This is a genomic window from Escherichia sp. E13S3 (assembly GCF_004212325.1).
Classification (GTDB): Bacteria; Pseudomonadota; Gammaproteobacteria; order Enterobacterales; family Enterobacteriaceae; genus Escherichia.
Genome location: NZ_RHJR01000001.1, coordinates 164,047 through 183,200, shown reverse-complemented (window position 1 = coordinate 183,200; position 19,154 = coordinate 164,047). Strand labels below are relative to the sequence as shown.

15 protein-coding genes and 1 pseudogene are annotated in these 19,154 nt (G+C 52.8%); 11 read left to right on the top strand and 5 right to left on the bottom strand.

The window, feature by feature from the left end:
- Positions 1 to 72: 72 nt before the first annotated feature.
- Positions 73 to 1,425 (bottom strand): two-component system sensor histidine kinase EnvZ, encoded by a 1,353-nt coding sequence (gene envZ / locus D9597_RS00870; protein ID WP_130217662.1) that lies wholly within the window; start codon positions 1,423 to 1,425, stop codon positions 73 to 75.
- Positions 1,422 to 2,141 (bottom strand): two-component system response regulator OmpR, encoded by a 720-nt coding sequence (gene ompR, locus D9597_RS00865; RefSeq protein ID WP_001157751.1) that lies wholly within the window; start codon positions 2,139 to 2,141, stop codon positions 1,422 to 1,424. The genes envZ and ompR overlap by 4 nt, the downstream gene beginning before the upstream one ends.
- Positions 2,142 to 2,368: 227 nt before the next feature.
- Between ompR and greB the strand changes: the two genes are divergently transcribed.
- The 8 genes and pseudogenes from greB (at position 2,369) to D9597_RS00825 (ending at position 10,316) form a co-directional block, all read left to right on the top strand.
- On the top strand, positions 2,369 to 2,845 hold the full coding sequence (greB, locus tag D9597_RS00860) for a transcription elongation factor GreB (protein WP_000856744.1): 477 nt from the start codon (positions 2,369 to 2,371) through the stop codon (positions 2,843 to 2,845).
- A gap of 96 nt (positions 2,846 to 2,941) precedes the next feature.
- Positions 2,942 to 5,263, top strand: coding sequence for a Tex family protein (locus tag D9597_RS00855; RefSeq protein ID WP_130221389.1), 2,322 nt, complete (start codon positions 2,942 to 2,944; stop codon positions 5,261 to 5,263).
- Between the two features lie 456 nt (positions 5,264 to 5,719).
- On the top strand, positions 5,720 to 5,947 hold the full coding sequence (gene feoA / locus D9597_RS00850; RefSeq protein WP_001200455.1) for a ferrous iron transporter A: 228 nt from the start codon (positions 5,720 to 5,722) through the stop codon (positions 5,945 to 5,947).
- Positions 5,948 to 5,963: 16 nt separating this feature from the next.
- A complete protein-coding gene (feoB, locus tag D9597_RS00845; protein WP_130221388.1) occupies positions 5,964 to 8,285 on the top strand; it encodes a Fe(2+) transporter permease subunit FeoB in 2,322 nt (773 codons plus the stop codon).
- Between the two features lie 10 nt (positions 8,286 to 8,295).
- On the top strand, positions 8,296 to 8,532 hold the full coding sequence (gene feoC, locus D9597_RS00840; protein WP_000157586.1) for a [Fe-S]-dependent transcriptional repressor FeoC: 237 nt from the start codon (positions 8,296 to 8,298) through the stop codon (positions 8,530 to 8,532).
- Positions 8,533 to 8,735: 203 nt separating this feature from the next.
- Positions 8,736 to 9,613, top strand: a pseudogene (gene rpnA / locus D9597_RS00835) (recombination-promoting nuclease RpnA).
- Between the two features lie 71 nt (positions 9,614 to 9,684).
- Positions 9,685 to 9,954 carry a hypothetical protein gene (locus tag D9597_RS00830; protein WP_032218497.1) on the top strand — a complete coding sequence of 90 codons (270 nt, stop codon included), beginning with the start codon at positions 9,685 to 9,687 and terminating at the stop codon, positions 9,952 to 9,954.
- Positions 9,948 to 10,316 carry a type II toxin-antitoxin system PemK/MazF family toxin gene (locus tag D9597_RS00825; protein WP_130221387.1) on the top strand — a complete coding sequence of 123 codons (369 nt, stop codon included), beginning with the start codon at positions 9,948 to 9,950 and terminating at the stop codon, positions 10,314 to 10,316. Before D9597_RS00830 ends, D9597_RS00825 begins: the two co-directional genes overlap by 7 nt.
- Before the next feature lie 14 nt (positions 10,317 to 10,330).
- Here D9597_RS00825 and bioH read toward each other — a convergent pair whose 3' ends face one another.
- Positions 10,331 to 11,101 (bottom strand): pimeloyl-ACP methyl ester esterase BioH, encoded by a 771-nt coding sequence (gene bioH / locus D9597_RS00820; RefSeq protein ID WP_130221386.1) that lies wholly within the window; start codon positions 11,099 to 11,101, stop codon positions 10,331 to 10,333.
- A 37-nt stretch (positions 11,102 to 11,138) separates the two neighbouring features.
- On the opposite strand from bioH, the gene gntX reads away from it, so the two are divergent.
- From gntX to gntT, 3 genes are all read left to right on the top strand, one after another.
- Positions 11,139 to 11,822, top strand: coding sequence for a DNA utilization protein GntX (gene gntX / locus D9597_RS00815; RefSeq protein WP_130221385.1), 684 nt, complete (start codon positions 11,139 to 11,141; stop codon positions 11,820 to 11,822).
- 58 nt (positions 11,823 to 11,880) lie between these two features.
- Positions 11,881 to 12,456 carry a Fe-S biogenesis protein NfuA gene (nfuA, locus tag D9597_RS00810; protein WP_000619389.1) on the top strand — a complete coding sequence of 192 codons (576 nt, stop codon included), beginning with the start codon at positions 11,881 to 11,883 and terminating at the stop codon, positions 12,454 to 12,456.
- A gap of 350 nt (positions 12,457 to 12,806) precedes the next feature.
- The gene (gene gntT / locus D9597_RS00800) at positions 12,807 to 14,123 is read left to right on the top strand and encodes a gluconate transporter (protein WP_001131744.1); all 1,317 of its coding nucleotides are present in this window, start codon (positions 12,807 to 12,809) and stop codon (positions 14,121 to 14,123) included.
- A 110-nt stretch (positions 14,124 to 14,233) separates the two neighbouring features.
- Here the strand turns inward: gntT and malQ are convergent, their stop codons facing one another.
- Together malQ and malP are read right to left on the bottom strand one after the other, a co-directional pair.
- Positions 14,234 to 16,318, bottom strand: a complete 2,085-nt coding sequence (malQ, locus tag D9597_RS00795) for a 4-alpha-glucanotransferase (protein ID WP_130221383.1) — start codon at positions 16,316 to 16,318, stop codon at positions 14,234 to 14,236.
- A 9-nt stretch (positions 16,319 to 16,327) separates the two neighbouring features.
- Positions 16,328 to 18,721: a maltodextrin phosphorylase gene (gene malP, locus D9597_RS00790; RefSeq protein ID WP_130221382.1), complete on the bottom strand. Its 2,394-nt coding sequence runs from the start codon at positions 18,719 to 18,721 to the stop codon at positions 16,328 to 16,330.
- Between the last annotated feature and the right edge of the window lie 433 nt (positions 18,722 to 19,154).

Genomic DNA, 19,154 nt, shown 5'->3' with positions numbered 1-19,154 from the left:
CTATATTCTCGTGTTGTGAGCATAATGTATTAGAAGCGAAAAAAACGGGAGGTACTTTCGCCTCCCGTTTATTTACCCTTCTTTTGTCGTGCCCTGCGCCCGCGTTACCGGTAATGGCAGCCAGGCGCGAATGGAAAGCCCGCCCCGCTCGCTGGTGCCAAGCTCCAGCATCCCGTTATGGTTATCCACGATACGCTGCACAATCGCCAGGCCTAGTCCCGTGCCGCTAATGGTGCGCGCACTGTCGCCGCGGACAAAAGGCTGGAACAGATGCTTACGCTGTTCAGGCTCGATACCCGGACCGTCGTCTTCCACCTGGAACCAGGCGCGATTCGGCTCCGTTCCGCTGCTGACTTTGATCCAACCATTGCCATAGCGGGCAGCGTTCACCACCATATTCGCCACCGCACGTTTGATTGACAACGGATGCATTTTCACTTCTATGCAGCCAGGATAAAGCGCGGTATCAATTTCACGCTCATAGCCACTTTCCGCGGCAATCACCTCACCAAGCACCGCATTAAGATCCGCCAGTTCCATTGGCATCTCCTGACCAGTACGCAGGTAGTCGATAAACTGCTCAATGATGGCGTTGCACTCTTCGATATCTTTGTTGATCGATTCTGCCAGGTAGCCATCCTGCTCGCTCATCATCTCGGTCGCCAGGCGAATACGCGTCAGCGGCGTACGCAAGTCGTGGCTTACCCCCGCCATCAGCAGCGTGCGGTCATCCGCCAGTTGCTTAACACCAGCCGCCATATGGTTGAAGGCACGGGTAACCGAACGCACCTCCGAAGCGCCATATTCACGCAGCGGCGGCGGAATAATCCCTTTACCGACCTGCAAAGCTGCATGTTCGAGATCGACCAACGGTCGGTTCTGGATACGAATAAACAGCCACGCCCCGCCAATCGCCATCAGCATAATCGCCAACGTATAGCGGAACAGCGGAGAAAAATCGCCCTGATGAATTTCGGTCAGAGGCACGCGTACCCAGATATTGGGCGACAGCCAGGTTTTCAGCCAGACAACAGGCGAGCTTTTGTTAACCTCGACGCGAACTTCCGTCGGACCGCCCAGCTGCTGCGCCATCTGATGGCTTAAGAATTCATAGTGTTGCGCCCAACGCAGCCCGGCCTCTTCGGCAGCTTCGTTGGAATAGAGGGAGATCCCCAGCTCACGGTAGATCTCCCGACGGAAAGCGGGAGGCACAACCAACTGCGTGCCGTCCTCCAGTTGCAGTTTGTCGGTCATCAACATACGCACTTCGTACGCGAGGACTTTATTAAACTGCTGGAGGCTCGGCAAAATCGCGAAGTTCAGCACCACCAGATAAGTCGTCACCAGGCTGACGAACAGCAAGGTGACGATGAGCAATAACGTGCGGGCAAATGAACTTCGTGGCGAGAAGCGCAATCGCCTCATGCTTTAGAACCGTCCGGCACGAAAACGTAGCCCAGACCCCAAACGGTCTGAATGTAACGCGGATGCGCCGGATCTTCTTCCACCATGCGGCGCAGACGAGAGATCTGCACGTCGATGGAACGTTCCATTGCGGAATATTCACGGCCACGGGCAAGGTTCATCAGCTTATCGCGGGAGAGCGGCTCACGCGGATGGCTGACCAGCGCCTTCAGTACCGCAAATTCACCGCTGGTCAGCGGCATCGGTTCATCTTCGCGGAACATTTCACGCGTACCCAGGTTAAGTTTGAACTTACCGAAAGCAATCACAGCTTCTTCCTGTGACGGCGCGCCCGGCAGTTCATTCGCCTGACGGCGCAGCACCGCACGGATGCGGGCCAGCAATTCACGCGGGTTAAACGGTTTTGGAATGTAATCGTCAGCACCAATTTCCAGGCCAACGATACGGTCAACTTCTTCCCCTTTCGCCGTTACCATAATGATCGGCATCGGGTTACTCTGGCTACGAAGACGTCGGCAAATCGACAAACCATCTTCACCAGGTAACATCAAATCCAGTACCATAAGATGGAAAGATTCACGAGTCAGCAGGCGATCCATCTGTTCTGCATTAGCGACGCTTCGAACCTGGAAGCCTTGTTCGGTGAGATAACGCTCCAGCAGCGCACGCAAGCGCATGTCGTCATCGACCACCAGAATCTTGTAGTTCTCTTGCATTGTTTGTACTCCCAAAGGTTCGCAACAATTTGTAAGCGTGTATTCTTAAAAAAGCTCACGTTCGTCACCAGCTAAATCTGGTATGAATTTCAGCCTAAATTGTTACAAAGCATATTAAACAGCGGCTTAAGTATACAATTTATTCAGCGAAACATTATTGATTCTGTTGATATGATCACGTTATACCCAATGTGCGCATTATCAAACAGACAAAGGGAATCAACGAGATGAAAACGCCCCTGGTTACCCGGGAAGGGTATGAAAAACTCAAACAAGAGCTAAATTATCTCTGGCGTGAAGAGCGCCCGGAAGTCACAAAGAAGGTGACCTGGGCCGCAAGTCTGGGCGACCGCAGCGAAAATGCTGACTATCAGTATAATAAAAAGCGCCTGCGTGAAATCGACCGTCGTGTGCGCTATCTCACTAAATGCATGGAAAATCTCAAAATCGTCGATTACTCGCCCCAGCAGGAAGGCAAAGTTTTCTTTGGCGCGTGGGTAGAGATTGAAAACGACGATGGCGTGACTCACCGTTTCCGTATCGTCGGCTATGATGAAATCTTTGGCCGTAAAGACTACATCTCTATCGATTCCCCGATGGCCCGCGCATTGCTGAAAAAAGAGGTGGGCGATCTGGCGGTGGTGAATACCCCTGCCGGGGAAGCGAGCTGGTATGTTAATGCTATCGAGTACGTGAAACCGTAAGGAAGAGTCTTAACCTCCTGCCGATGGCTGGCATTTTTGCCAGCCAGTCCGTATAACTATCCCCTGATTTTTGATCCGAAAAGATGAACTCAAACCATGATGAATGATTCGTTCTGCCGCATTATTGCGGGTGAAATTCAGGCGCGCCCGGAACAGGTTGACGCTGCCGTTCGCCTGCTTGACGAAGGGAATACCGTGCCGTTTATCGCACGTTATCGTAAGGAAATCACCGGCGGTCTGGATGACACGCAGCTGCGTAATCTGGAAACACGTCTGGGATATCTGCGCGAGCTGGAAGAGAGACGTCAGGCTATTCTCAAGTCCATTTCTGAGCAAGGTAAACTCACCGACGAGCTGGCGAATGCCATTAACGCTACCTTGAGCAAAACCGAACTCGAAGACCTCTACCTGCCTTACAAACCTAAACGTCGTACCCGCGGGCAAATCGCCATTGAAGCAGGTCTTGAGCCACTGGCTGACCTGCTGTGGAGCGATCCGTCACACACGCCAGAAGTCGCCGCCGCACAATATGTTGATGCCGATAAAGGCGTGGCAGATACCAAAGCCGCGCTGGACGGCGCGCGCTATATCCTGATGGAACGCTTTGCCGAAGATGCCGCGCTGCTGGCAAAAGTGCGTGATTATCTGTGGAAAAACGCGCATTTGGTTTCTACGGTGGTGAGCGGTAAAGAAGAGGAAGGGGCGAAATTCCGCGACTATTTCGATCATCACGAACCGCTGTCAACGGTGCCTTCGCACCGTGCGCTGGCGATGTTCCGTGGGCGTAACGAAGGCATACTCCAGCTTTCGCTGAATGCCGATCCGCAGTTCGACGAGCCGCCAAAAGAGAGCTATTGCGAGCAAATCATCATGGATCATCTCGGCCTGCGCCTGAACAATGCCCCGGCGGATAGCTGGCGCAAAGGTGTAGTGAGCTGGACGTGGCGCATCAAGGTGTTGATGCATCTGGAAACTGAACTGATGGGCACCGTGCGCGAACGCGCGGAAGATGAAGCAATCAACGTCTTTGCCCGTAACCTGCACGATCTGCTGATGGCGGCCCCTGCCGGACTGCGTGCGACGATGGGCCTCGATCCGGGTCTGCGTACCGGGGTAAAAGTAGCGGTGGTCGACGCAACGGGCAAACTGGTAGCAACCGATACCATTTATCCGCACACCGGACAGGCCGCAAAGGCGGCGATGACCGTTGCCGCCCTGTGTGAAAAACATAATGTTGAACTGGTAGCGATCGGTAACGGTACGGCTTCCCGCGAAACTGAGCGTTTCTATCTCGACGTGCAGAAGCAGTTCCCGAAGGTTACCGCGCAGAAAGTGATCGTCAGCGAAGCTGGCGCGTCGGTTTACTCGGCTTCCGAGCTGGCAGCGCAGGAGTTCCCGGATCTCGACGTTTCTCTGCGTGGCGCAGTATCTATCGCCCGCCGTTTGCAGGATCCGCTGGCGGAGCTGGTGAAAATCGATCCGAAATCTATCGGCGTGGGTCAGTATCAGCATGACGTCAGCCAGACGCAACTGGCCCGCAAGCTGGATGCAGTAGTAGAAGACTGCGTAAACGCCGTTGGCGTCGATCTCAACACTGCTTCCGTTCCGCTGTTAACTCGCGTAGCAGGCCTGACGCGCATGATGGCGCAAAACATCGTGGCCTGGCGCGATGAGAACGGTCAGTTCCAGAATCGTCAGCAACTGTTAAAAGTGAGCCGTCTGGGGCCGAAAGCCTTCGAGCAGTGTGCGGGCTTCTTGCGCATTAACCACGGTGATAACCCGCTGGACGCGTCTACCGTTCACCCGGAAGCCTATCCGGTGGTGGAACGCATTCTGGCGGCGACACAGCAGGCACTGAAAGATCTGATGGGTAACAGCAGCGAGCTGCGTAACCTGAAAGCGTCTGATTTTACCGATGAGAAATTCGGTGTGCCGACGGTAACCGACATCATCAAAGAGCTGGAAAAACCGGGTCGCGATCCGCGTCCGGAATTTAAAACCGCTCAGTTTGCCGATGGCGTCGAGACAATGAACGACCTGCAACCGGGTATGATCCTCGAAGGCGCGGTGACCAACGTCACCAACTTTGGTGCTTTTGTTGATATCGGCGTACATCAGGACGGCCTGGTTCACATCTCTTCTTTGTCGAACAAGTTTGTGGAAGATCCGCATACCGTGGTGAAAGCAGGCGACATTGTGAAGGTGAAAGTGCTGGAAGTGGATCTTCAGCGTAAACGTATCGCCCTGACCATGCGCCTGGACGAGCAGCCTGGCGAAACCAACGCTCGTCGCGGCGGCGGTAACGATCGCCCGCAAAACAACCGCCCGGCAGCCAAACCGCGTGGGCGTGAAGCGCAGCCTGCCGGTAACAGCGCGATGATGGATGCGCTGGCGGCAGCAATGGGTAAAAAGCGTTAAACACCCTGATTGGCCTACGGTTCAAATTTGCACGAAATCGTAGGCCAGATAAGGCGTTCACGCCGCATCTGCCAACGAACGCCCTGCCTGACATAAATATGCCGGAGATATTCTCCGGCATATTTATTCCACAGCCAAACTCACAATATATTCCGTTAATATTTATCACCTCATTAACAACTGAAACCTTAATTAAACATTAACCCGCCCTAATAATTCGTCATTCGAATTATATTTTGGCTGCGATATAACCTTGAGCCACATCAACATTGAGTCAGATTATTATCTAAACCAACATTCGCACACATTTTAAGTATTGCTGATAGAAACCATTCTCATTATCATTGTACTGTTGATTATTTAATCTCTCCTTCGTTGGCAAATCATCTGGTCTCATGTCGCTGTCAAACGCCCCATGAGGTAGTTATCCAGTTAATGAGAAACAAGTAGGCACCTATGCAATACACTCCAGATACTGCGTGGAAAATCACTGGCTTTTCCCGTGAAATCAGCCCGGCATATCGCCAAAAACTGCTTTCTCTTGGCATGTTACCTGGCTCCTCTTTTAATGTGGTGCGCGTCGCTCCACTCGGCGACCCCATTCATATCGAAACCCGTCGTGTAAGCCTGGTATTACGGAAAAAAGATCTGGCCTTATTAGAAGTGGAAGCGGTTTCCTGTTAATACGGTGATAACAACAATGAAAAAATTAACCATTGGCTTAATTGGTAATCCAAATTCTGGCAAGACAACCTTATTTAACCAGCTCACCGGCGCACGTCAGCGTGTAGGAAACTGGGCCGGCGTTACCGTCGAACGTAAAGAGGGTCAGTTTTCTACCACCGATCATCAGGTCACGCTGGTGGATCTGCCCGGTACTTATTCTCTGACTACTATTTCATCGCAGACGTCGTTGGACGAGCAAATCGCCTGTCACTACATTTTGAGTGGCGACGCCGATCTGCTGATTAACGTGGTAGATGCGTCTAACCTTGAGCGTAACTTGTACCTGACGCTACAGCTGCTGGAACTCGGCATTCCCTGCATCGTGGCGCTGAACATGCTCGACATTGCCGAGAAGCAAAATATTCGCATTGAAATTGATGCGCTGTCGGCGCGTCTTGGCTGCCCGGTAGTTCCACTGGTTTCCACGCGTGGTCGCGGTATCGAAGCTCTGAAACTGGCGATTGACCGCTATAAAGCCAACGACAATGTAGAACTGGTGCATTACGCCCAGCCGCTAATCAATGAAGCCGACTCGCTGGCAAAAGTGATGCCGTCCGACATCCCGCTCAAGCAGCGTCGCTGGCTGGGCCTGCAAATGCTGGAAGGCGATATTTACAGCCGCGCCTACGCCGGTGAAGCGTCGCAGCATCTGGATGCCGCCCTCGCCCGTCTGCGTACTGAGATGGATGATCCGGCGCTGCACATTGCCGATGCGCGTTACCAGTGTATTGCTGCTATCTGCGATGTGGTAAGCAACACGCTGACGGCAGAACCCAGCCGTTTCACCACTGCTGTAGATAAAATCGTGCTCAACCGTTTCCTCGGTCTGCCGATTTTCCTCTTTGTGATGTACCTGATGTTCCTGCTGGCTATCAACATCGGCGGGGCGTTACAGCCGCTGTTTGACGTCGGCTCCGTGGCGCTATTTGTGCATGGTATTCAGTGGATCGGCTACACGCTCCACTTCCCGGACTGGCTGACTATCTTCCTCGCCCAGGGTCTGGGCGGCGGTATTAACACCGTGCTGCCACTGGTGCCGCAGATCGGCATGATGTACCTGTTCCTCTCCTTCCTCGAGGACTCCGGTTATATGGCGCGTGCGGCGTTTGTGATGGACCGTCTGATGCAGGCGTTGGGCTTGCCGGGGAAATCCTTTGTGCCGCTGATCGTTGGTTTCGGTTGTAACGTACCGTCGGTAATGGGCGCGCGAACTCTTGATGCTCCGCGTGAACGCCTGATGACCATTATGATGGCACCGTTTATGTCCTGCGGCGCGCGTCTGGCTATCTTCGCAGTATTTGCGGCTGCCTTCTTCGGGCAGAACGGCGCGCTGGCGGTCTTCTCGCTGTATATGCTGGGTATCGTGATGGCGGTGCTGACTGGCCTGATGCTCAAGTACACCATCATGCGCGGTGAAGCGACGCCGTTCGTCATGGAGCTACCGGTCTATCACGTACCACACGTTAAGAGTCTGATTATCCAGACCTGGCAGCGTCTGAAAGGCTTCGTGATGCGCGCAGGTAAAGTGATCATCATCGTCAGCATTTTCCTGAGCGCCTTCAACAGCTTCTCGTTGAGCGGGAAAATCGTCGATAACATCAACGACTCGGCGCTGGCTTCCGTCAGCCGTGTGATCACTCCGGTCTTCAAGCCGATTGGCGTACATGAAGATAACTGGCAGGCAACGGTTGGCCTGTTTACAGGTGCCATGGCGAAAGAAGTGGTGGTGGGTACGCTCAACACCCTCTACACCGCAGAAAATATTCAGGACGAAGAGTTCAATCCGGCAGAATTTAACCTCGGTGAAGAGCTGTTCAGTGCGGTAGATGAAACCTGGCAGAGCCTGAAAGACACCTTCAGCCTGAGCGTACTGATGAACCCCATTGAAGCAAGCAAAGGCGACGGCGAAATGGGTACCGGGGCGATGGGCGTGATGGATCAGAAATTCGGTAGCGCCGCAGCCGCTTACAGCTACCTGATTTTCGTCCTGCTGTATGTACCGTGCATCTCGGTGATGGGAGCCATCGCGCGTGAATCAAGCCGTGGCTGGATGGGCTTCTCCATCCTGTGGGGGCTGAATATCGCTTACTCGCTGGCAACATTGTTCTATCAGGTCGCCAGCTACAGTCAGCATCCAACTTACAGCCTGGTGTGCATTCTGGCGGTTATCCTGTTTAACATCGTGGTTATCGGTCTGCTGCGCCGCGCGCGTAGCCGGGTGGATATCGAACTGCTGGCAACGCGCAAGTCGGTAAGCAGTTGCTGTGCAGCCAGCACGACTGGCGATTGCCACTAAGGATACAGCAATGGCTTCGCTCATTCAGGTGCGTGATTTGCTGGCGTTACGGGGTCGTATGGAAGCGGCCCAGATAAGCCAGACATTGAACACTCCACAGCCAATGATTAACGCCATGCTGCAACAACTGGAAAGTATGGGCAAAGCCGTGCGGATTCAGGAAGAACCCGACGGCTGCCTCTCCGGCAGTTGTAAAAGCTGCCCGGAAGGAAAAGCCTGTCTGCGCGAGTGGTGGGCGCTGCGTTAACCATACTCCACCGCCTGTTTTGAAAAGCCCGGTATGCGTTTGCAACCGGGCTTTTTTTGCGTGCGGCTTTCCATAAAAATGCAATTCTTGCAGCACAGAGTAAGTTCCTCTGAAAGTGTCTCGCAGGGATGAAAACTGGCTAATGCACAGGTGTGGAGTGGCGCGTAGAGTCGCGGCATTCAAACAACAGGTGAAGGAACGCCATGAGCAAAAAGCAGAGTTCCACCCCACACGATGCACTGTTCAAACTCTTTTTACGCCAACTGGACACGGCACGCGATTTTCTTGCGTTCCATTTACCGGCCCCCATTCACGCGCTCTGTGATATGAAAACCCTCAAGCTGGAGTCGAGCAGTTTTATTGATGACGATCTGCGTGAAAGCTACTCCGACGTGCTGTGGTCGGTGAAAACGGAACAAGGACCGGGATATATCTATTGCCTGATTGAACATCAAAGCACCTCAAACAAACTGATCGCATTTCGCATGATGCGTTACGCCATTGCCGCAATGCAAAATCACCTTGATGCCGGATACAAAACGTTGCCGATGGTGGTGCCGTTGTTGTTTTACCACGGCATTGAAAGCCCCTATCCCTATTCGCTGTGTTGGCTGGATTGTTTCGCCGATCCCAACCTGGCCAGGCAGCTCTATGCCTCTGCATTTCCGCTGATTGATGTCACCGTCATGCCTGATGATGAAATCATGCAACACCGACGCATGGCGCTGCTGGAGTTAATTCAAAAACATATAGCCAACGCGACCTGATGGGGCTGGTAGAGCAAATGGCCTGCTTATTAAGTAGTGGATACGCTAATGACAGACAAATCAAAGGGCTGTTTAATTACATACTGCAAACCGGCGACGCGGTACGTTTTAACGATTTTATCGACGGCGTTGCCGAACGTTCACCGAAACACAAGGAGAGTTTAATGACTATTGCGGAAAGATTGCGGCAGGAGGGGTTTCAGAAAGGTATACGTGCTATTGCCAAAACCATGCTGGATGCCGGAGTCCCTCTTGAGGACGTTCTGCGATTTACCGGGCTGTCAGAGGAAGAATTGGCTGCGGCGAGCCAGTAGACACTATCCCCTGCTTAAGTGCTACTTTGTGCTATCTTACGTGTAACACAAAGTAGCACTTAGGAACTGATATGCAGACAGTGAAATTACGGCAACAAGGAGGAGCCATGATCGTTACTATCCCACGAGATCTTGCCACCGATCTTGGCTGGTCACCGGGCACAGAGCTTACCGTGGAGAAAAAAGGCGATAGCGTTAATTTGCGCGCAACAGAGCACAAACCACGTGGGCGTCTTACCGTCGCGCAGTTGTTGAGTCAGATCGATGAAAGCGAAATTACGGAGCTAAATCAGTCCACAGAAGGATGGGCTGAAGGGAAAAAAGGTAATGAAGCATGGTAAAGGCACGGACGCCACATCGTGGTGAGATCTGGTATTTTAACCCTGATCCGGTTGCCGGGCATGAACTTCGGGGGCCACATTATTGCATTGTGGTAACAGACAAAGAACTCAACAATGTTTTAAAAGTTGCTATGTGCTGTCCGATTTCAACAGGGGCAAATGCAGCACGTTCCACAGGGGTGACGGTGAACGTCCTCCCCCATGATACGCAAACCGGTAACCTGCATGGCGTTGTGCTTTGTCACCAGCTGAAAGCCGTCGATCTTATTGCCCGTGGCGCTAAATTTCATACTGTTGCCGATGAAGCATTGATTAGTGAGGTGATCGGTAAACTGGTGAATATAATCGACCCACAACAGTAACCCTCACTTCCTGCCTACACCCTCTGCTTCAATGCCACCAGCAGGTGACAAAACTCGTCCGGATGCGAAATAAACGGCGCATGGGCCGCTTTGGCGAAGATGTATGACTCGCTGTGCGGCCAGAGTTCATCCAGCATCGGCACCACTTTGCGCGGCACCAGACCGTCGAGATAGCCATACAATCGCAAAAACGGCATGGGTACGTTTTGCAACGACTGACGGAGATCGACCGTTTTCAGAATTTCCAGCCCACCATTAAGCACGTCAACCTCCGGCATCGGCAGCGCCAGAACGGTTTTCTTCAGCGCTCGCGCATCCTGGCGTGCCGTTTCTGTACCCATGGTTTGTAACGCAAGGAACCGTTCTACTGTGCGCTGAAAATCTTCACTCAGTTGCTGCTGGAAACCTGCCAGCACGTCCGGTTTTATCCCCGGCCACTCGTTACGAGCACTAAAACATGGCGACGACGCCACGGTGACCAGCGCCTGAACACGCTCGGGATGGGCTATCGCAATCTGACTTGCCACCAGCCCGCCCAGACTCCAGCCTAACCAGATAGCTTTGTCCGGCGCCTGTCGCAGCACGACTTCGGCCATATCAGCAAGCGACAGCGCACCAAATCCCCGGCTACGCCCGAAGCCGGGCAGGTCAACAAGGTGCAGCGTAAAATGCGAGCTGAGTTCCTCGTCAATGCAACGCCACACTTCGGCATTCAGTCCCCATCCGTGCAGCAGCACAAGATGAACATTCCCCTGACCTTTGGTCTGCCACCAGATGTTATTCATCCGCTATTGTTCTCTTTTTACTTACAAGGATGAACATATGCTAACAGTACCGGGATTATGCTGGCTATGCCGAATGCCGCTGGCGTTAGGTCATTGGGGGATTTGTTCGGTATGCTCTCGCGCCGCCCGTACAGATAAAACGTTATGCCCACAATGTGGATTACCTGCCACACACTCACATCTTCCTTGCGGTCGCTGCCTGCAAAAACCGCCGCCCTGGCAAAGACTAGTCACGGTCGCCAACTATGCGCCGCCATTAAGTCCGCTCATCCACCAGCTTAAGTTTTCGCGACGTAGTGAAATCGCCAGCGCCCTGGCACGTCTGTTACTATTGGAAGTCTTACACGCCCGTCGGACTACCGGATTACAACTGCCGGATCGCATCATCAGCGTTCCGTTATGGCAGCGGCGTCACTGGCGTCGGGGATTTAATCAGAGCGATTTGCTGTGTCAGCCGTTATCACGCTGGTTGCACTGCCAGTGGGATAGCGAAGCCGTCGCACGAACACGGGCCACCGCTATCCAGCATTTTCTCAGTGCCCGGCTGCGCAAGCACAACCTGAAAAATGCTTTTCGCCTTGAATTGCCTGTGCAAGGTCGCCATATGGTGATTGTGGATGATGTCGTTACCACCGGAAGTACCGTCGCAGAGATTGCGCAGCTGCTTTTACGCAATGGTGCGGCGACAGTCCAGGTCTGGTGCCTTTGTCGAACCTTGTAGAGCCTCGATGATGGGCGTATTATAACCAACTAAAATAGTCAACTATTAGGCCATTACTATGATCCGTATTTCCGATGCTGCACAAGCGCACTTTGCCAAACTGCTGGCAAACCAGGAAGAAGGGACACAAATCCGCGTATTTGTGATTAACCCTGGCACGCCTAACGCTGAATGTGGCGTTTCTTATTGTCCGCCGGACGCTGTGGAAGCCACCGACACCGCCCTGAAATTTGACCTGCTGACTGCGTATGTTGATGAGTTAAGCGCGCCATACCTGGAAGATGCAGAGATCGACTTTGTTACCGACCAGTTGGGTTCCCAGTTAACGCTGAAAGCCCCGAACGCCAAAATGCGTAAAGTGGCTGACGATGCGCCGCTGATGGAGCGTGTGGAGTATATGCTGCAATCGCAGATCAACCCGCAACTTGCCGGTCACGGTGGTCGCGTTTCGCTGATGGAAATCACCGAAGACGGTTACGCCATTCTGCAATTCGGCGGCGGCTGTAACGGTTGTTCTATGGTCGATGTGACGCTGAAAGAAGGGATCGAGAAGCAGCTGCTGAACGAATTCCCGGAGCTGAAAGGTGTACGCGATCTCACCGAACACCAGCGCGGCGAGCACTCTTACTACTAAGTTATCCCCTCTTTTGCAGATAGCCCGATGCGACGCTAAAGCGCCTTATCGGGCCGTCTGCCAGGCATTGGCTCTACATTGGCTCGGCAAATCCATCCCTTCGTTTCCCCGCGATAATATGACCAACCTCTCATAATTTAAATTTACCCCGCTCTGGTGATTCTCAAGCACACAATGTTACCCGTATCATTTGCGTGGGCACCAAACACACTCATAACATCTGACTACACTAATTAGTTTTAGAAGTCGTCAGCCATGGTGCTGTTATATCTCTGTTCCCAGTTGGGACGATCAGAATTTATCGTCAGAAGCCTGACGTTACCCATAACAAATGAAAGGCCAGGTAAATCATGCCATTAGTCATTGTTGCTATCGGTGTAATCTTGTTATTACTCCTGATGATCCGCTTCAAAATGAACGGTTTCATCGCTCTCGTCCTGGTGGCGCTTGCTGTTGGATTAATGCAAGGTATGCCACTGGATAAAGTTATTGGCTCAATCAAAGCCGGTGTCGGCGGTACGCTCGGCAGCCTTGCCCTGATCATGGGTTTTGGCGCGATGCTGGGCAAAATGCTGGCAGACTGCGGTGGTGCACAACGTATCGCCACCACGCTGATTGCCAAATTTGGTAAAAAACACATCCAGTGGGCGGTGGTACTGACCGGTTTCACCGTTGGTTTTGCCCTGTTCTATGAAGTGGGTTTCGTACTGATGCTGCCTCTGGTGTTCACTATCGCTGCAGCGGCGAATATTCCACTGTTGTACGTTGGTGTACCGATGGCTGCTGCGCTGTCTGTTACTCACGGTTTCCTGCCGCCGCATCCGGGTCCGACTGCGATTGCTACCATCTTCCAGGCCGACATGGGTAAAACCCTGCTGTACGGCACCATTCTGGCAATCCCGACCGTTATTCTTGCTGGTCCGGTTTACGCTCGCGTGCTGAAAGGTATCGATAAGCCAATCCCGGAAGGTCTGTACAGCGCGAAAACCTTCAGTGAAGAAGAGATGCCGAGCTTTGGCGTCAGCGTCTGGACTTCTCTGGTGCCGGTTGTGCTGATGGCGATGCGTGCGATTGCCGAAATGATCCTGCCGAAAGGTCACGCTTTCCTGCCGGTGGCGGAGTTCCTCGGTGACCCGGTAATGGCAACGCTGATTGCTGTGCTGATTGCGATGTTCACCTTTGGTCTGAACCGTGGCCGTTCAATGGATCAGATTAACGACACGCTGGTTTCTTCCATCAAAATCATCGCGATGATGCTGTTGATCATCGGCGGTGGCGGTGCGTTCAAGCAGGTGCTGGTAGACAGCGGCGTGGACAAATACATTGCTTCCATGATGCACGAAACCAACATTTCTCCGCTGCTGATGGCATGGTCGATTGCTGCCGTACTGCGTATCGCGCTGGGTTCCGCAACCGTTGCGGCAATCACTGCGGGGGGTATCGCGGCACCGCTGATTGCAACGACAGGCGTTAGCCCAGAGCTGATGGTTATTGCGGTTGGTTCCGGTAGTGTGATTTTCTCGCACGTGAACGATCCGGGCTTCTGGCTGTTCAAAGAGTACTTTAACCTGACTATCGGCGAGACCATCAAATCCTGGTCGATGCTGGAAACCATTATCTCAGTGTGCGGTCTGGTTGGCTGTCTGCTGCTGAATATGGTGATTTGATAATACTGATGGCCGGATGCGGCGTGAACGCCTTATCCGGCCTACGATTCGGCATTAATTAGTAGGCCGGATAAGACGCGTCAAGCGTCGCATCCGGCATCAACCGCACTCTACTTCTTCTTCGCTACCGCCCTGCGCCGCTTGTCCAGATCCTTAATCAACTTGTTCACCCCATCATCGGCAAACATCGTCTCAAGCGTTGCGGAAAGCTTGCGTCGCCAGTTTTTGTACTGGTAACTGGTTCCAGGAATATTTACCGGTTCCGCCATATCGAGCCAGTCTTCCGGCTGTAGCCCTAACAGGGCGCTGTTGCTGTCGGCAATGTAGCGTTGCAAACCACGATTAAGCGTCGGCGTCATCGCCATCAGCGACGCCTTATGCCCGGCTCGTTTAGGCAGACAACCGTATTTATGCAGTGCATCCAGCAGCCCCTGCTTCGCCAGTTCGCGATCATGATACAAACCGCGTAGCACCTCTTCATCCGGATACAGGCCCAGCGTTTTGCCCAGCGTTAGATCCCCGCTCTCCCAGTAACCGCGAAGCGTTGGCAGGTCGTGTGTCGCCGCAACTGCCATCGACTGCTCCGGGTACGCTTTCGGCGCGCGGAATGTCTTCTCATGGTCGCTTTCGAAATAGAGCACTTTATAGGAGTAAACACCGCTACTGCGCAGTTTACCGACAATCTCTACTGGTACAGTGCCGAGATCTTCGCCAATCACCATGCAGCGATGACGCTGACTTTCAAGTGCCAGAATCGAGAGCAGATCATCCACCGGATAGTGAACATATGCCCCCTGATCCGCCGTCTCGCCATACGGTATCCACCACAAACGCAGCATCGACATCACATGGTCAATTCGTAATGCGCCGCAGTTTTGCATATTGGCACGCAGCAGCTCGATAAACGGTTCATAGGCGCGCGCGGTGATGATATGCGGATCCATCGGCGGCAATCCCCAGTTCTGCCCCAACGGGCCGAGGATATCCGGCGGCGCGCCAACCGACGCTTTCAGGCAATACAGTTCACGGTCGCACCAGGTTTCTGCCCCACCTTCTGCTACACCAACCGCCAGGTCACGATACAAGCCAATCGGCATTTCATAGCCCTGGCTTATCTCCCAGCAAGCGGCAAACTGGCTGTAAGCCAGCCACTGCAACCAGAGATAAAAATCGACGTCATCGCGATGTTCTTCGCAGAACTGACGCACTTCTGGCGAATCCACGTTCTGATACATCTCAGGCCATGCTGGCCAGCCCCAGCGCATTTCGTCCTCTTTCACTTGCTGGGCATGTAGCGCATCAAAGGCTGCCTGCCAGAACAGGCTGTCGCCCTGCTCTGCAACAAACTGGCGAAACGCTGTCATCTGCTCATCATCACGTTGCGCGAAACCTTTCCACGCCATGCGCAATGCTGTCATTTTTAAGGCGGTAACCGTGGAGTAATCGACCCAGTCGGCATCCCGCGCCTGTTGCAGCGTCTGCTGCGTCGTCGGCATGTGCCACCAGGTTTGCGCCTCTTCGCTAAGCTGAAAATCTTCAACGGCGTTGACGTCGATATAAATCACGTTCAGCCAGCGGCGAGAAGACGGGCTATATGGGCTGGCGCTTTCCGGGTTTGCCGGATAGAGCGCATGAATCGGATTCAGGCCGATAAACGCTCCACCACGTTTCGCCACATCCACCAGCATCGCTTTGAGATCGCCAAAATCCCCAATACCCCAGTTTTTTTCCGATCGCAGCGTATAAAGCTGAACGCAGGCCCCCCACAGCTTTTGCTTGTTGAGCAATGCCTGCGGTTCGTAGCAACGTTTCGGGGCGACAATCACCCGACAATGAGCACGCTGTTCATCCTGAGTAAGCGTCAGCGTGTGATAACCTTCCGGCAGTTTTGCCGGCAAATTGAACGCGTTACCACCGCTCACGTGGCCTTTGTACTGCGTACCTTCTTCGGTGGTCAGCAACCAGCTAAATTCGCCGCTGCCCTCTACCGCCATTGGCATTTTTTTCCCGGCGGTATACACCATGACATTTGGCACTGGTGTTACCGCCACTTTCGTGGCGGTACTTTGATGCATCGCATCAAGCAAACGCCGTTTGGTTTCGGCGCTAATCGACTGCGGTTTTCCGTGGGCATTGATGTAATTGGGGCTGATCCCCGCCGCCAACGCGGCTTTATCCAGACGTTTGCTTTCCATCGCGCTTCCTTAGCGTTTTGCCTGCCAGATACGAGCCTGATAATCACGGATTGAGCGATCCGAGCTGAACATACCGCAGCGGGCGGTATTGAGGATCGCCGCGCGAGTCCAAGCCTCCTGGTCGCGGTACAGCACATCCACGCGTTTTTGCGCTTCGACATAAGCCGCAAAGTCCGCCATCACCAGATACGGATCGCCGCCCTGCTTACCGAGGCTATGCAGCATCTGGTCAAACGCGTGTTTATCGCCATCGCTATATTTGCCGCTTTCCAGCTCCTTCAATACCGCATCAAGGACCTTATCTTTCTTCCGCCATTTCACCGGGTCATAGCCCTTCGCTTTCAGCGCCTTAACCTGCTCGACGGTATGACCAAAGATAAAGATGTTCTCTTCACCGACTTTCTCGGCTATCTCCACGTTTGCGCCATCCAGCGTGCCGACAGTGAGCGCACCGTTAAGCGCCAGTTTCATATTGCCAGTACCAGAAGCTTCTTTACCTGCGGTGGAGATCTGTTCGGAGATATCCGCCGCCGGGATCAGCATTTCCGCAGCAGATACACAATAATCTGGCAGGAATACAACCTTCAGCTTGTCGCCCACCTGCGGATCGTTGTTGATCACGTCAGCCACTTTGTTGATCGCAAAGATAATATTCTTCGCCAGGTAGTAGCCCGGTGCCGCTTTCGCGCCGAAGAGGAAGACGCGCGGTACGCGATCAGCCTGCGGGTTTTCACGAATTTCTTTGTACAACGCCAGAATATGCAGCAGATTCAGGTGCTGGCGTTTGTACTCGTGCAGGCGTTTGATCTGAATATCGAAAATCGCCTGAGGATTGATTTCAATACCGGTACGAACTTTCACAAACTCCGCCAGACGAACTTTATTCGCCTGTTTGATCTCGCGATATTGCTGACGGAATTTCGCGTCATCAGCGAATTTTTCCAGATTAATCAGTTGATCGAGATCGTTAGCCCACTCTTTTTTCAGTGACTTATCCAACAATGCTGCCAGTGCCGGGTTGCACTGTTTGATCCAGCGACGTGGTGTAATACCGTTGGTGACGTTATGGAATTTGTTCGGCCATAGCTGGTGATATTCCGGGAACAGATCTTTCACCACCAGATCCGAGTGCAGCGCCGCCACACCGTTTACCGCAAAGCCGCTTACCACGCACATATTGGCCATGCGAACTTGTTTGTCATGCACCACCGCCAGCTTCGCCCATACCGCTTTATCGCCCGGCCAGGTTTTTTCCACCAACTTCTTAAAGCGGTTGTTAATTTCGTTGATTACCTGCATATGGCGTGGCAGCAGGGCTTTTACCAGTTTCTCATCCCAGCACTCCAGTGCTTCTGGCATCAGGGTATGGTTGGTATAAGCAAAGGTATTGCTGGTGATTGCCCATGCGTCATCCCAGCTCATCTGGTGCTCATCGATTAGCACGCGCAGCAGTTCCGGAATAGCGATAGTCGGGTGGGTATCGTTCAGTTGAATGACTTCGTAATCTGCCAGCTCGTGCAGTTTACGCCCCGCCAGATGGTGACGACGCAGAATGTCGGCAACCGAACAAGCACACTGGAAATATTGCTGCATCAGACGCAGTTTTTTACCGGCAGTATGGTTGTCGTTTGGATAGAGCACTTTAGTCAGTTTTTCAGCGTCGATGCCCTGTTGTTCAGCACGCAGGAAATCGCCGTCGTTGAATTTGGTGAGGTTAAACGGATGCGCATGTGTCGCTTGCCATAAACGCAGCGGCTGCGCCACACCATTTCGGTAGCCCAACACAGGTAAATCCCACGCCTGGCCGGTAATGGTAAATGCGGGCTCCCAACGTCCGTCTTTCGTGACCTTGCCACCAATCCCAACCTGCACGTCAAGCGCTTCATTATGGCTGAACCACGGATAGTTACCGCGATGCCAGTCATCTGGCGCTTCCATTTGTTGACCGTCAACAAACGACTGACGGAACAGACCATATTGATAGTTCAGACCATAGCCTGTTGCGGACTGTCCGACGGTCGCCATTGAGTCGAGGAAACATGCCGCCAGACGGCCCAGACCGCCGTTGCCCAGCGCCGGGTCAGTCTCTTCTTCCAGCAGTTCTGTCAGGTTGATGTCATAGGATTTCAGCGAATCCTGAACAGCCTGATACCAACCGAGATTTAACAGGTTGTTGCCCGTCAGACGACCAATCAAAAACTCCATTGAGATGTAGTTAACATGGCGCTGATTCGCCGTCGGTTTGGCAAAAGGCTGGGCACGCAACATTTCCGCCAGCGCTTCACTCACGGCCTGCCACCACTGACGAGGGGTCATCTCAGCTGCAGAAGTTAAGCCATAACGCTGCCATTGACGTGACAGGGCTTCCTGAAATTGCTTTTCATTAAAAATGGGTTGTGACATAGGAGTTCCAGTTTTCTTAGACATTAAACACAACGTTATCGTTAGTTTGCCAGGCTCCATGTTGACCTTCCTCATCCTACGGGGGATTAGGCGGGGAGGAGTGACGGGGATGAGCAAGAAAATGTGATCGCGAACACTTAAAGGTAGTGCAATCAACTGCAAAAGCATCGGCCCAGTGCCAAAGAGCGCAAAAAAATCGACGATTAACAGTAAGAAAGGGCGTCGCGTATTATCAAAAAGCGGAAAGCCACTCTATAAATTAAGTAAAGCAGCGAAATAGTTTCAGCAATGAAATACCAATCGTGATTCATCTCATTCTTAATAGATTTATTAAGATCATCTTTTTAGATAGACCTTTCATCATGAATTAAGGAAGCATCATTGCTTTAATAACACTATTGAACCACGAGAAAACACCATAAGATCCAGTATC

What these genes read in the sequence shown, in the direction of transcription:
- bioH (WP_130221386.1), bottom strand. Translation starts at nt 11,101, where the DNA reads ATGAATAACATCTGGTGGCAGACCAAAGGTCAGGGGAATGTTCATCTT.
- D9597_RS00825 (WP_130221387.1), top strand. Translation starts at nt 9,948, where the DNA reads ATGGTAAAGGCACGGACGCCACATCGTGGTGAGATCTGGTATTTTAAC.
- gntT (WP_001131744.1), top strand. Translation starts at nt 12,807, where the DNA reads ATGCCATTAGTCATTGTTGCTATCGGTGTAATCTTGTTATTACTCCTG.
- envZ (WP_130217662.1), bottom strand. Translation starts at nt 1,425, where the DNA reads ATGAGGCGATTGCGCTTCTCGCCACGAAGTTCATTTGCCCGCACGTTA.
- gntX (WP_130221385.1), top strand. Translation starts at nt 11,139, where the DNA reads ATGCTAACAGTACCGGGATTATGCTGGCTATGCCGAATGCCGCTGGCG.
- malP (WP_130221382.1), bottom strand. Translation starts at nt 18,721, where the DNA reads ATGTCACAACCCATTTTTAATGAAAAGCAATTTCAGGAAGCCCTGTCA.
- D9597_RS00855 (WP_130221389.1), top strand. Translation starts at nt 2,942, where the DNA reads ATGATGAATGATTCGTTCTGCCGCATTATTGCGGGTGAAATTCAGGCG.
- feoA (WP_001200455.1), top strand. Translation starts at nt 5,720, where the DNA reads ATGCAATACACTCCAGATACTGCGTGGAAAATCACTGGCTTTTCCCGT.
- feoC (WP_000157586.1), top strand. Translation starts at nt 8,296, where the DNA reads ATGGCTTCGCTCATTCAGGTGCGTGATTTGCTGGCGTTACGGGGTCGT.
- ompR (WP_001157751.1), bottom strand. Translation starts at nt 2,141, where the DNA reads ATGCAAGAGAACTACAAGATTCTGGTGGTCGATGACGACATGCGCTTG.
- feoB (WP_130221388.1), top strand. Translation starts at nt 5,964, where the DNA reads ATGAAAAAATTAACCATTGGCTTAATTGGTAATCCAAATTCTGGCAAG.
- D9597_RS00830 (WP_032218497.1), top strand. Translation starts at nt 9,685, where the DNA reads ATGCAGACAGTGAAATTACGGCAACAAGGAGGAGCCATGATCGTTACT.
- greB (WP_000856744.1), top strand. Translation starts at nt 2,369, where the DNA reads ATGAAAACGCCCCTGGTTACCCGGGAAGGGTATGAAAAACTCAAACAA.
- nfuA (WP_000619389.1), top strand. Translation starts at nt 11,881, where the DNA reads ATGATCCGTATTTCCGATGCTGCACAAGCGCACTTTGCCAAACTGCTG.
- malQ (WP_130221383.1), bottom strand. Translation starts at nt 16,318, where the DNA reads ATGGAAAGCAAACGTCTGGATAAAGCCGCGTTGGCGGCGGGGATCAGC.